Source organism: Pseudovibrio sp. W74 (assembly GCF_001623085.1).
GTDB lineage: Bacteria > Pseudomonadota > Alphaproteobacteria > Rhizobiales > Stappiaceae > Pseudovibrio.
Genome location: NZ_LMCJ01000050.1, coordinates 49,465 through 62,480, shown reverse-complemented (window position 1 = coordinate 62,480; position 13,016 = coordinate 49,465). Strand labels below are relative to the sequence as shown.

The following is a 13,016-nucleotide window of genomic DNA, read 5'->3' as shown; positions in this document are numbered from 1 at the left end:
ATCAAACGACAAGAATTCGCTGAAAGTAAAGAAATTAGAGCGTGAGGCGTGAATGCAAATGAGCGCAACAGGCTCTAGGAGGGTTTTGTGAAAAGCAATCAGAACAAATCAGCGATCAACGCTGGTCCCAATGAATTTTTCCTCGGTGTAACAACATTCTTCCCGTTGATTTTCGCCGCGACACCCATCGGCCTGTTGTTTGGCGCGCTCGCAGCACAAAAGGGTATGTCTCCTTTAGAAGTCCTGCTGATGGGCTCCTTCGTGTTTGCAGGTGGCTCTCAGTTCCTCGCGCTGGATTTATGGGCCGACCCGCTCCCGTGGCTCACCATTGCCTTCTCCACGTTTCTGATCAACCTGCGCCACGTGCTTATGAGTGCATCCCTTGCCCCCAAACTCGGCCATTGGACACCCCTGCAAAAGTACCTCGGCTTCTTCATATTGGCTGATGAGGTCTGGGCTCTGTCTGAACAGCGCGCCATCAAGCATCACACCACTTTCAGTTTCTATCTCGGTGTTGGCCTGACCCTGTTCATCACCTGGCAAGTCGCAACAGTGGTCGGAAGCCTGATAGGCGCAGTCATGGGCGACCCATCCCGCTACGGTCTGGACTTTGCGTTCACCGCTCTCTTCATCTGTCTGGTCATGGGCTTCTGGCAAGGCCGCAAAACTGGTGTAGTCCTCGCAGCGAGCGGTATAGCAGCAGTTCTCACTCACAAGTTCGTTCCAGGTGCCTGGTACATAATCGCTGGCGCAATCGCAGGCGTCATCGCCGCAGCAGTCCAGTATGACGAAAAAACCAACGGGCTCCAGAAACCTGCGGAGGCACTTCAATCATGATGTCAGAAGTCTTCGCAGTTGATCCGCTTGTCCTCTTCACCATTGTGGCAATGGCAGCAGGAACTTACCTGACCCGCATCGCAGGGCTGGTGCTGACAAAATTCGTCACTTTCTCAGGCAGAACTGAGGCAGCCTTGCAAGCCGTTCCGCCAGCAATCCTTATGTCGGTCGTCGCCCCAACAGCCTTCGCAACCGGCATCGCAGAGACCGCAGCAACAGCCATCACCGCGATTGCAGCCCTACGCTTGCCAATGCTGGCAGCCATGACACTCGGTGTTGTCAGTGTTGTCGTGCTCAGAATGGCACTCACTGTCATTTAAACAAAAACCCCGCTCCATGAAGCGGGGTTTTCTTTAACCTAATGAGAAGCAGGAGCGACTCAGGAAACCGGACGGGTCGCCTCTTCCAGCCAAGCTTTGGTCTCGCCATCAAGCAGTGGCCCAACCAGTTCCCGCACACGAGCATGGTAAGCATTCAGCCAGTTCAGCTCGAACGCGGAGAGAAGCTTGGTATCCACCATACGCAGGTCAATCGGTGCCAGTGTAAGCGGCTCAAAACCGAGCATCTTCTGATCACCACCCTCAATTGCAGCAGCAGGCGTCACCAGCTCAAGGTTCTCAATCCGGATGCCGTACTCATCAGCCCGGTAATAACCCGGCTCATTGGAAAGGATCATACCCGGCTTCAGCGCGATACTGTTTGGAGCTTTGGAGATCCGCTGCGGACCTTCATGCACGCCCAGATAAGAGCCGACACCGTGGCCAGTGCCATGGTCGAAGTCGAGCCCCTGCTTCCAAAGATCGATACGAGCCAGCGTATCCAGTTGTGACCCAGTCGTCCCAACAGGAAAACGCGCGGTCGCAATAGCAATATGGCCCTTCAGAACAAGCGTAAAGTGCTTGCACTGCTCAGCAGTCACAGCTCCAACAGCAAGCGTACGTGTGATGTCTGTCGTGCCATCCTCGTACTGCGCACCGGAGTCGATCAGATACACACTGTTCAGCTCAATCGGCAGATTGCTATCGTTGCTCACACGGTAGTGACAGATCGCACCGTGAGGACCAGCCGCTGAAATGGTGTCAAAGGAAATGTCCTTCAAAGCACCCGTCTCACGGCGGAACTCCTCAAGCTTTTCAGCAACAACAACTTCAGTCAGGCCACCAAGAGGCGCCGTCTTCTCAAACCATGCAAGGAAGCCAGCATAAGCAACACCGTCACGCAGATGCGCCGCTTTTGCGCCCTCAATCTCAGCTTGATTTTTAACAGCCTTGGGCAGCAGAGTTGGCTCCTGCCCTTCCACAACATGGCCGCCATTGTCAGCAACCGCATCATAAAGAGCCTGACCCGCAAGACCGGTATCAATGAGCACTCGTTTGCCTTCAGTACCCAATGCTTTCAATGCAGGTGCAAGTTCTGTCGGTCCTGCAATATCAGCAAGAGCGCTCAGCTCATCACGCACTTCATTGGAAAGCTTGCGCCCATCAATAAACAGCGATGGCTTGCCGTTAGTCGGCACCAAAGCAAAAGACAGTGGCAGCGGCGTATGCATCACATCGCTACCGCGAATGTTCAATAGCCACGCAATGGAGTCTGGCTGTGTCAGAAGCGCTGTATCTGCCTCTTTTCCAGCAATCAACTCACCAATACGCTTGATCTTGTCTGCAGCACTTTCACCAGCAAACTGCATCCCGTGCATTTTCACGGCACCAAGCGGCGCTTCCGGGCGATCACTCCAAACGGCATCGACAGGATTGCTTTCAATAGCAACCAGCTGTGCACCAGCCTTTTCACAGGCAGCTTTCAGGGAGCGCACCTGACGAACAGGGTGCAACATCGGATCGTAACCGATCTTCTGACCTTCTGCCGCATTCTCACGAAGCCAGCCCGTCAGCGGCTCTTCAATCAGATGACGATAGGCAAAAGCCTCCTCATCCACCTGATCCCGCACCTGAATGGTGTAGCGGCCATCAATAAAAACAGCTGCCTTGTCACTGAGAACACCAGCAATACCAGCAGAGCCGGTGAAACCCGTCAGCCACTCAAGGCGGCAGTCACTATCAGGAACATACTCACCTTGGTGAGCATCTGCCCGCGGCACCAAAAAGCCATCAAGCCCACGCGAGGCCAGCTCATCTCGCAGAGCGGCCAACCGAACCGGCCCACGAGATTTATCATTTACTGTGTCAAAGCTTTGAAACATGACGGAAGGCTAATGCCGATCGTCACGCAACTCAACCACACAAACACGGCTCCTAAGAGGAATTTATACTCTCAATTCAGGCGGTGAGGATACAGAAGTACACAATCCATGCGTTATACGCAGATCTGCTATGTACTCCATGCAATTTCAGATCATGACAATACAGAGATATGCAAAAAACGCATAAGTGTCATGCGAAACTATCTCTTTTTTTACAAACTAAAATAATAGATAACTCCTCTTGTCGACGGGGCGCTTCCCTCCCAAAGCAAACCGGTGGATCACAACTCCTCCCAAAGTGATCTGCACGACAAAAATGGCCGGCATCCATCAGCTGCTGATAAAGCGCTAGAAATGCCACTCATACAGCTGGATTCCTCCTCCCGGTATCTAGCAAGCTAAGCAAATTCCTCCCAGTTGCTTGGCACACAAAAAAACCTTTGCTTCCCCGGCAATTTCCTCCCAATTTGCCGGATCAGGAAGCAAAGGTTTTTTGTTTTTTTGCATTTCAATCAGACATCAAAAAACCCTCACTGCATCAGCAATGAGGGTTTAGAATTATTGCAGCGTATCTCCAAAAAGTGGAAACCGGTTTTCGGAGATACGCAAAAACAAAGGCTAAAGCAGTTCATGCGTTTCCATTTAAATGCGAACTGCTTTAGCGAGCTGCCAGACCTTACGAGTCCCAATTGCCTTTGGCAAAGGTCAGCGTCAGCCATCCTTCAATCTCGCGGCGATGCACAAGCTTCAATCCCTGCTGTCCATACGCCGAGATGATCCGTGGACCATGCTCAATCCGCAAGCCGGACAGAACCAGCGTAGACTTATGCGCAAGGTGAGCGCACAGTTTAGCGGACATCTGCATCAACGGTCTTGCAAGAATATTGGCAACAACCAGATCAAACGGGCCAAACTCATTAAAGCGGCGGTCATCTACACCAGCACGGGTGAAGGCTTTGAAGTGAGGCCCCACATTGTTCTTGCGCGCATTATCAATCGCAGCTTCCACTGCAATAGGATCGATGTCGGTCGCCAGAACTTCAGAGCTGGTCAGCTTAGCAAGTGCAATGCCCAGAACACCCGTTCCGGTGCCTAAATCAAGCATACGGTGGTATTTGTGCCGCTTCAACAAGCGCTGAAGCTCCAAAAGGCAACCTTCAGTCGTACCATGGTGACCGGTACCAAAAGCCTGCGCTGCTTCAATCTCGATACCAATGTCAGACTGGCCGACAGCATCACGATCATGCGCACCATGAACGATAACCCGATCCGCACGAACCGGCTTCAAACCTTCAAGAGATTTGGCAACCCAGTTGATGTCAGGCAGCGCCTCAACTTCAGCAAAGCTTGGAATAACGCCGCCTTCAAACTGATCAAACAAACGCATTTCAACCAGATTGATTGCGTCATCAACCGTAGATTCCAGAACCAGCACTTCTGCGGTCCAAGTTTTTCCGTCCTTGGAGCTTTCAAAGACGGCAACTGGGAACCCGTCATCTTCAAAGCGCGCCTCCATAATATCGGAGAGTGCTTTTGCTTCAGCCTCAGGTGCCGGAATGCGAACCCGGATCGTGTCCATGCAAAATCCCTTAGTTACGATGAGCCATCAAAACTCAGTGAAAACCTTTGCCTAGGCGTATAGAAGGTGCAGCACCGAAAAGCCAGTACTCACGAGGTTTTCTCGCGCTCTGCTGCATATTCGCAGGGAACAAGGCTAAGTATTGTTGAACCAGCAATCGGCATCGCAGCCTTGGTGCCATTCAGCGGGCGAAGCTTCTTGGTCGGGTCTATCAACATCAGCACAATAGCCGTCTCCGGCAAAGCCTCCTGAAACTCGGTCCAGCCATAAGTATCTGTCAACTCACTGGCTTTGATGAACCAGCCTTCACGGATCTTCGTTTCAAGGTCATTATAACTGTGCTCTGGTGTCAGAAAGGGACGACCGCCAAGCGTCACAACACGGCGAAACTTTTCCTTCTCGCTTTGCTCTTCTGAGGGTGCAAACTGATACACCTCCCCTCGCCCCATAAGCGGTCCAAAGTTTGTGGTCACCAGCGCGTTGTAATCATCATTATCAGTCACTGCGAGCAAAACGCTGTAATTCTCAAGCGGAAGCTCATTCTCAACTTCCTCAGAAAGAACCTCGCCATAGTGGTTCGCAAGCCCGGCATTGCGCGAAAGCCGCAACTTACCCCAGTTGCGATCAACAGTAAGGCTCGGAACATCCAGCGTTTTCAGTTTGGTCGCAAGCGCTACGCTAAACCGGCTCGCCCCAACAATCAGCAATCCCGGCCCCGTATGGCTGGAAAGCCCCAGCCACCGCGCAAACGGCCCAAGCGAAAACCCGTGCGCAAACACAGTGGCAACCACAACGGCAAACGACAAAACCGCCAACCGCTCTCCATCAGGAGCCCCATGTTCAACAAGCGACCTTGCAAACAAGCCAGAAACCGCGACAGCCACAATACCGCGTGGCGCAATCCACCCAACCAGCAAACGTTCTTTCCAGCTCAAGTGAGCGCCAATGGTTCCAACCCAAACCGAAATAGGCCGGATCACGAACAACAGCACCAGAATAAATGCCAAATCCTCCAACCTAAACTCCGCAAGACTGCCAAGCTGAACCGAAGCCGTCAAAACAATGAATACCGAAGACACCAGAATGATCGTGACGGCTTCCTTAAACCGTTTCAGCTCTTCAAGACTGGCAAGACGAGAGTTACCAAGCACCAGCCCAAGAACCGTCACCGTCAGCAGACCGGATTCCTCCAGCACCAGATCAGAAAGCGCATAAGCACCCATCACACTCACAAAAATCAGCGGAACTTTGAGAAATTCAGGAACACGGCCACCAACAAACAGCCAGATCAATCCACGCCCCAGCGCCCAGCCACCAACACCGCCAATCAGCAGCCCAGCCACAGCCCGGATCGCCAGCACCCAAAAACCGTGGTCGCCGTGATAAACCAGATACCCTTCAAACATGAACACCGCGAGCAGCGCACCAAGCGGATCAGCAAGGATTGCTTCCCAGCGCAGCAGCGAACTCACCCGTCGCTCTAACCGCGCCTGACGCAGAAGGGGAATAATGACAGTAGGACCGGTAACAATCAGAATTGCAGCAAACACCAGCGCCGAAGGCCAGCTCAGCTCTGCGATATAGTGGGCATTCAATGCGCTCAACAAAAACGCGATAAAAGCGCCCAAAAGAACGAGCCGCCAAACCGCCTTCTCAACACCGCCAATACGTTGAAAGTTAAGAGAAAGACCGCCTTCAAACAGAATAACGGCAACACCAAGCGCAACAGTTGGACGCAACAAATCACCGAACAACGCAGTTGGGCTGAGAACACCCGTGGCAGGACCAATGAGAAAGCCAGCAACAAGCAGAAGAACGATCGCAGGCAAAGACCATCGCCAGGCAAGCCATTGTGCACCAACGCCCGCCACACCAATTATCGCAAGCGCGAGAACCACCTCATTCATTGCCATCTCCCAACACAACTTAGAAGAGAGATAGCACAATCTACCCTAAAGGTAATTAACGCTTGAGTTGCAGCTTATGCCCGCTCAACAAAGCTATCGAGCACTTTCTTTTGGCCAGCTTTTTCAAAATCGACGGTGAGCTTGTTCCCCTCGATATCGCCGATCAATCCATAACCAAACTTCATATGGAAAATCCGCTCACCAATCGCAAAACCGCTTCCTGCCTCAGTAACGCTCTTGGCAACCAGCTCGCCTTCAATGGTCATCGGACCAGCCTTCTTGGCACGGCGGCTCTGGTTCCCACCATGCATTTTGCCATACTGCTGACCAGACGCTTGTGCCTTACGCGCCCGCTGCCAACCCGGCGTAGAGTACTTGCTTTGGAAGGGATCACTGTTGTCAAACCGGCTGGCACCGTATCCACCGCCAGCGCTATTCAGACCATACCCACCGTAAGAGCTGGAGGCCTCGACAACCTCAACACTATCTGCAGGTAGCTCATCCAGAAAACGGGAAGGAATGCAGGACTGCCACGAGCCATGAATGCGGCGGTTAGAGGTAAACCACACTTTCACACGCTTGCGGCCACGGGTAAGACCCACATAGGCAAGGCGCCGTTCTTCTTCCAGACCAGCTTGTCCGGTTTCATCCAATGCCCGCTGGTTCGGGAACACACCCTCTTCCCAACCGGGAAGGAAAACACTATCAAATTCAAGGCCTTTTGCAGAATGGAGCGTCATAATCGAGACCGCATCTTCTTCCGCATCGCTGTCCTTATCCATCACCAGCGAGATGTGCTCAAGGAATCCAGCCATGCTCTCAAACTCTTCCATGGAGCGGATAAGTTCTTTCAGGTTGTCCAATCGCCCCGGCGCTTCAGCAGACCGATCCTGACGCCACATCTGGGTGTAACCACTCTCATCAAGAATGATCTCCGCCAGTTCCGTATGGCTCATGGTCTCAACCTGATTACGCCAGTTCTCCAACATGCCAAGAACATCCGCCAGCGCAGCACGAGCTTTCGGACGCAGCTCATTGGTCTGAACCAACTCTTCCGCAGCGATCATCAGCGGAATAGCGCGTTCCCGCGCATAAGCATGCACAATCTTCAGCGTCGCTTCACCAAGCCCGCGCTTCGGCGTATTCACGATACGCTCAAAAGCCAGATCGTCTGACGTCTGCATCACACAGCGGAAATAGGCGAGCGCATCGCGGATCTCCATACGCTCGTAAAAGCGCGGACCACCGATCACGCGGTAGTTCAATCCAAGCGTGACAAACCGGTCTTCAAACTCGCGCATCTGGAACGACGCACGCACCAAAATGGCCATTTCATTCAGAGAATGCCCATGGTTTTGAAGGGCTTCAATCTCGTCACCAATGGAGCGGGCTTCCTCTTGAGAATCCCAGGCCGAGGTAACCTGCACCTTCTCTTCTTCCTCAGATCCCATCTGATCAGTGAAAAGGGTTTTACCAAGACGGCCCTGATTGTGCGCAATCAGATGAGAAGCCGCAGATAGGATGTGACTGGTCGAGCGATAGTTCCGCTCAAGACGAACCACAACAGCACCCGGGAAATCCTGCTCAAATCTCAGGATGTTATCAACCTCAGCACCACGCCAGCCATAAATGGACTGGTCATCATCGCCAACACAGGCCACGTTCGGATTGCCCTGCGCCAGCAGACGCAACCACATGTACTGCGCGATGTTGGTATCCTGATACTCATCCACCAGCATGTAACGGAAGCGATGCTGGAAGCTCTTCAGAACGTCATCATGCTCTTTGAAGATCGTGATGCAATGCAGCAGCAAATCACCAAAATCACAGGCATTCAGGATCTTAAGTCGTTCCTGATAGGTCTCATAAAGCTTGCGCCCCAAGCCATTAGCAAAGGCCTGTGCGTCACCAGCTGAAATCTGAGAGGGTGTAAGCCCGCGGTTCTTCCAGCTGTCCAGCAGCCCGGCAAATGTCTTTGCAGTCCAACGTTTTTCGTCCAGTCCTTCCGCTTGAATGATCTGCTTGATCAAACGAACCTGATCGTCCGTATCCAGAATTGAGAAGGACGACTTCAATCCAACAAGCTCAGCATGGCGGCGCAAAATCTTCACGCAGATGGCGTGGAACGTGCCGAGCCAGGCCATGCCTTCAACGCCATCACCAATGTAAGCGCCAATGCGCGTTTTCATCTCGCGGGCAGCTTTGTTGGTGAAAGTCACAGAAAGGATCTGCCCCGGAGTGGCATGACCCGTTGCCAGAATATGTGCAATACGCGTTGTCAGAACACGTGTCTTACCAGTGCCAGCACCTGCAAGAACGAGCACTGGTCCGTTGATCGTCTCAACAGCAAGTCGTTGTTCTGCATTCAATCCTTCCATGTAGGCTGGGGCGTTGGTTTGCCGTGCAGCCATGGCCCTCGCTGCGATACCACCTGCCTTGGGCTGTGGTGCAGCCAGAGGATCAGCAGGGTGAGCAGGTATTCCGCGATGAAGTGGGCCAGAAGAGTTTGCCATTGAGCTCGTTAGATCCTTTGAACGCATACCCCTCTCAAATCAGAGGGAGAATCTCCAATACTTAACGAGGAACAATATAGCAACAACATTGAAGAAGCGAGGCATCAGCAAAGAGATACACATCGTTTTGTAGGGCAAGGCATCTTCACTCAGTAACTCTTGCCTCACGCCAGTTTTGCTCTGTGATGTTTTATCAAGCTTGTTCTGAGTTACTTGAAATCCGGGAGGCCCTTTAGTGTTTTAAAGAGGAAGTATGCGTATACCTGCCAACGAGAATAACTCAGCTTAGCAATGGGAATATCTTCACTTCCGAAAGACAAACAACACTGTAACAACCTGAAAGAAAAACTATGAATACTGGTAAGTTACACATGACACGTCGGAACGCCGTCATTGGCATCTCCGGTTCTTTACTGGCAGCACCTGCTCTGGTTTCCTCCGCCCAGGCCAACCACCACGGCTCCACCGATTACACCAACAAGACGCTGACAATCAGCCCCTTCTCACTTGCCATCAGTGAAATGGCGACAATGAAGGCCAGCAATCCATTGGTGCGCCAGTTTGCAGAGCTGGAAAGCGAAGAACAAACTGCGGTCTCAAAAGTGATTGAATCCACAGGCGCCATGCCTCCCCCGCGTCCCGCTGCTCTGGAAGACATCTACAAGAAGCTGGAGGCCGAAAACGGTGAGGACTTTGACCGTCTGTACATCTCAGCTGAAATCACTGGTCATGAGGACTTGCTGAAGATTCAATCACCGGAATCCGGTAAAAAGCCTGTGAACGTGGATGTGGCAACAGCAACCATTCTGGTCGCTTTCATCCATACCCATCTGGCGATGCTGGCAGAGATCCGCAAGCAAATCGGCTAAACAACTCATTCAAACATCTCAGAAAACACCAGTGGTGCGCTCCGGCCCCACTGGTGTTTTCCTGTCAAATTCAGCCAACCCAACGATCACATCTTCAAATTTGGCTCAATTATCGCTGTCTCCCGAGAGATCTTGCTAAGATTTCCTGCCCACTCTCTTAGCCAAGGATGTTGCTTCTGGAGAACATCTGACCGCAACTGGAATGGAGCTTGAGATATGCCGAAGGTCATTTGCAGATATAAGAACTACGATGATTTCTATAAAAACCGCACAAGCATCTGGGCTGAAATCAGACGTCGGATGAACATCCACGCGACGGACACTGCAAGGCTTCGACAAACTCATTTTCCAGGGCAAGGCAGCCATCCGACTGACCTACGACAATCATGTTGAAGACGCACCGGATATGAAGAAAGCCAGAACGAACATTGCCGCACTTGAAAAAGAGAAAGCAAGAACCTTCCGTTTTGTTCAGGCCTCAAAGTCACTGGAAGAGGATATCTCGACAAAACACAAAATGCTCAAAGTGCTCGAAAGCCAGCTGAAGCAGCAGGAAAAAGACCCCAAAACTGATCCCAACTATCGCGATACAGCGAAAGAGCTCAAAAAACTGCTCAAGCTCCAGCCTGCAGTCAAAAAGAAGATCCAGGAATACGACAGTGCTCTGAAAGCACTTGAAAAAGCTGAAGCAGACTACGACCCGTTGAAAAAGCAGATCGAGAAAACCATCCCCATGAGCGTGCAGACAGATGGTAAGAACATGATGCTCTATATCGGCGGACGCGCCGAAGCATCTGTCCGCCTAAGAGCAACACTGGCGCAGAAGTAGGCTCGCCGCAAGTCTACCAATGCAGCGAGAGGAGCCCCAAAGCTCCCTCGCTCTTTTGCTATTGATCGCCAACCAACTCGAACCAGTCATCTTCGGAGATAACCTGAACACCAAGGCTCTGTGCTTTAGTGAGCTTGGACCCGGCCTTCGGACCCGCGATCACCAGATCGGTTTTCTTGGAAACAGAACCAGACACTTTCGCACCCAGACTTTCCGCACGTACCTTCGCCTCATCCCGGCTCATGCGTTCCAAACTACCTGTAAACACGAGTGTTTTTCCAGCAACGGGGCTGTCAGAGCTATCAGCAACAACCACATCAAGCGGGGTGATCTGGTCAATCAGTGCAGCAAGCGCGTCGCGGTTATGTTCCTCTGCAAAGAACTCGACCAGAGCATTGGCAACCGTACCGCCAATTCCGTCAATGTCATTGAGTTCACGGTAAGCTTCTGAAGTTGCATCAGTTGCTGCAATCATGGCATCAGAAAATGCACTCCAGGAGGAGTACGCCCGAGCCAGAAGCTTGGCATTTCCCTCTCCAACATGGCGAATTCCAAGCCCGAAAATCAAACGATTTAGTTCAATTTGCCGTTTGCTATCAATAGCTTCAAACAGCTTACGCGCAGAAACAGCACCAAACCCCTCACGCGAACGCAGTTTGTTAAGCGAACTCTTGTCCCGTTCCGCTAACGTGAAGATGTCCGCTGGTGTGCGGATCCCACCTTTATCCATGTCATATTCGTAGAACGCTTCCACCTGCTTCTCGCCCAGTCCTTCAATATCGAAGGCATTACGGGAAACGAAATGCTTAAGCTTCTCAATCGCTTGCGCTGGACAAATCAATCCACCTGTACAACGCCGAATAGCATCAACCTTGCCAGAGTTTGGGTTGACTTCGCGAACAGCATGAGAACCACAGGCCGGACAGTTCACGGGATACTCGAACGGAGCCGAATCCTCAGCCCGTTTACTCAAGTCCACGTCCACGATTTGTGGGATAACGTCACCGGCACGCTGGATAATCACCGTATCACCAACACGGATGTCCTTGCCATCTCGGATGGGTTCACCATCCTGACCAATGCCTTTGATGTAGTCCTCATTGTGAAGAGAGGCATTAGAGACCACAACACCGCCAACCGTAACAGGTTCCAGCTTTGCAACCGGAGCCAGTGCACCTGTTCGTCCCACTTGAATTTCAATGGCATTGAGCGTTGTAAACGCACGTTCTGCTGGAAATTTATGAGCAATCGCCCAACGCGGTGAGCGCGATACAAAGCCAAGGCGCCCCTGCAGATCCAGCCGGTCCACCTTGTAAACCACGCCGTCAATATCATAACCAAGACCGGAGCGATCCTCCTCGATCCCATGATAGACTTTCAGGAGTTCCTCAGCACTCTCACAGCGCTTCATCAGCGGGTTGATCTGGAAGCCCCACTGCCCAAACAGCTCCACCATGCCCATCTGTGTCTCAGCAGGAACCTCACTCATGTCCCCCCAGGCATAGGCGAAGAACTTGAGCGGGCGGGTCTTGGTGATCTCGGAATTTAGCTGTCGCAAAGACCCTGCTGCCGCATTGCGCGGGTTTGCAAACACCTTGCCGCCGTTGGCTTCCATACGCGCATTCAGTGCCGCAAAGTCCGCATGACTCATGTAAACTTCGCCGCGCACTTCAACCACATCCGGCACACCCGCAGGCAACACCTGCGGAATATCCTTAATGGTCAGCGCATTAGCTGTCACATTCTCACCAGTGGTGCCATCACCACGGGTTGCGGCATAAACCAGTTTGCCGCTCTCATAGCGCAAGGAAAGGGAAAGGCCATCAATCTTCGGCTCAGCCGTCACCGCAAGTGCGCCCATCAACGGATCATACTTTAAGAAGCGGCGCACTTTGCCAATGAAGTCCTGCACATCCTCGTCAGAAAACGCATTGTCCAACGAGAGCATCGGCACGGCGTGAGTGACCTTGCCAAAGCCTTCAACAACAGCACCACCAACCCGGTTGCTTGGGCTGTCAGCACGCACCAGTTCCGGATAAGCAGCTTCCAAAGCCTCATTCCGGCGGCGCAGCGCATCATAGGTCGCATCATCAACAATCGGCGCATCTTTGGTGTGATAGGCCGCATCATACTCAGCTATCAGCCCCGCCAGCCGCTCCAGCTCCAGCGCAGCTTCGTCCGCGTTCAGGGCTTCAATTTCTTTTTGAGAGGTATCAGCAAGGCTCACCGGTTTACTCACCTGTTTAATCATCAACTGGGCATTAGTCTTATCGCCACCGGGA

At 52.3% G+C, this 13,016-nt stretch carries 9 protein-coding genes; 4 read left to right on the top strand and 5 right to left on the bottom strand.

All coding sequences use genetic code 11. The annotated features are described in order from the left end of the window. Positions 1–87 precede the first annotated feature (87 nt). Both PsW74_RS21675 and PsW74_RS21670 read left to right on the top strand, forming a co-directional pair. Positions 88–837 (top strand): AzlC family ABC transporter permease, encoded by a 750-nt coding sequence (locus PsW74_RS21675; protein WP_063289927.1) that lies wholly within the window; start codon positions 88–90, stop codon positions 835–837. After that, entirely contained in the window at positions 834–1,157 is a 324-nt protein-coding gene (locus tag PsW74_RS21670) for an AzlD domain-containing protein (RefSeq protein WP_057465740.1), read from the top strand. Before PsW74_RS21675 ends, PsW74_RS21670 begins: the two co-directional genes overlap by 4 nt. Positions 1,158–1,216: 59 nt before the next feature. Here the strand turns inward: PsW74_RS21670 and PsW74_RS21665 are convergent, their stop codons facing one another. From PsW74_RS21665 to PsW74_RS21650, 4 genes are all read right to left on the bottom strand, one after another. Continuing rightward, positions 1,217–3,037 carry an aminopeptidase P family protein gene (locus PsW74_RS21665; RefSeq protein WP_063289928.1) on the bottom strand — a complete coding sequence of 607 codons (1,821 nt, stop codon included), beginning with the start codon at positions 3,035–3,037 and terminating at the stop codon, positions 1,217–1,219. Positions 3,038–3,713: 676 nt separating this feature from the next. After that, on the bottom strand, positions 3,714–4,616 hold the full coding sequence (locus tag PsW74_RS21660; protein ID WP_063289929.1) for a 50S ribosomal protein L11 methyltransferase: 903 nt from the start codon (positions 4,614–4,616) through the stop codon (positions 3,714–3,716). A gap of 89 nt (positions 4,617–4,705) precedes the next feature. After that, the gene (locus PsW74_RS21655; protein WP_063289930.1) at positions 4,706–6,523 is read right to left on the bottom strand and encodes a sodium:proton antiporter; all 1,818 of its coding nucleotides are present in this window, start codon (positions 6,521–6,523) and stop codon (positions 4,706–4,708) included. A gap of 74 nt (positions 6,524–6,597) precedes the next feature. Continuing rightward, positions 6,598–9,036 (bottom strand): UvrD-helicase domain-containing protein, encoded by a 2,439-nt coding sequence (locus PsW74_RS21650; protein ID WP_063289931.1) that lies wholly within the window; start codon positions 9,034–9,036, stop codon positions 6,598–6,600. A 371-nt stretch (positions 9,037–9,407) separates the two neighbouring features. On the opposite strand from PsW74_RS21650, the gene PsW74_RS21645 reads away from it, so the two are divergent. Both PsW74_RS21645 and PsW74_RS21640 read left to right on the top strand, forming a co-directional pair. Beyond that, a complete protein-coding gene (locus tag PsW74_RS21645; RefSeq protein ID WP_208988095.1) occupies positions 9,408–9,905 on the top strand; it encodes a DUF4142 domain-containing protein in 498 nt (165 codons plus the stop codon). 406 nt (positions 9,906–10,311) lie between these two features. Next, positions 10,312–10,734 (top strand): hypothetical protein, encoded by a 423-nt coding sequence (locus PsW74_RS21640; protein WP_208988094.1) that lies wholly within the window; start codon positions 10,312–10,314, stop codon positions 10,732–10,734. A 58-nt stretch (positions 10,735–10,792) separates the two neighbouring features. Here the strand turns inward: PsW74_RS21640 and ligA are convergent, their stop codons facing one another. Beyond that, complete coding sequence (gene ligA / locus PsW74_RS21635; RefSeq protein ID WP_208988093.1) at positions 10,793–12,985, bottom strand: NAD-dependent DNA ligase LigA; 2,193 nt, start codon at positions 12,983–12,985, stop codon at positions 10,793–10,795. Positions 12,986–13,016: the final 31 nt, after the last annotated feature.

Excerpts from the sequence above, each read along its gene's own strand:
- PsW74_RS21645 (WP_208988095.1), top strand. The coding sequence starts at position 9,408 with ATGACACGTCGGAACGCCGTCATTGGCATCTCCGGTTCTTTACTGGCA.
- ligA (WP_208988093.1), bottom strand. The coding sequence starts at position 12,985 with ATGATTAAACAGGTGAGTAAACCGGTGAGCCTTGCTGATACCTCTCAA.
- PsW74_RS21655 (WP_063289930.1), bottom strand. The coding sequence starts at position 6,523 with ATGAATGAGGTGGTTCTCGCGCTTGCGATAATTGGTGTGGCGGGCGTT.
- PsW74_RS21665 (WP_063289928.1), bottom strand. The coding sequence starts at position 3,037 with ATGTTTCAAAGCTTTGACACAGTAAATGATAAATCTCGTGGGCCGGTT.
- PsW74_RS21660 (WP_063289929.1), bottom strand. The coding sequence starts at position 4,616 with ATGGACACGATCCGGGTTCGCATTCCGGCACCTGAGGCTGAAGCAAAA.
- PsW74_RS21650 (WP_063289931.1), bottom strand. The coding sequence starts at position 9,036 with ATGGCAAACTCTTCTGGCCCACTTCATCGCGGAATACCTGCTCACCCT.
- PsW74_RS21670 (WP_057465740.1), top strand. The coding sequence starts at position 834 with ATGATGTCAGAAGTCTTCGCAGTTGATCCGCTTGTCCTCTTCACCATT.
- PsW74_RS21640 (WP_208988094.1), top strand. The coding sequence starts at position 10,312 with ATGAAGAAAGCCAGAACGAACATTGCCGCACTTGAAAAAGAGAAAGCA.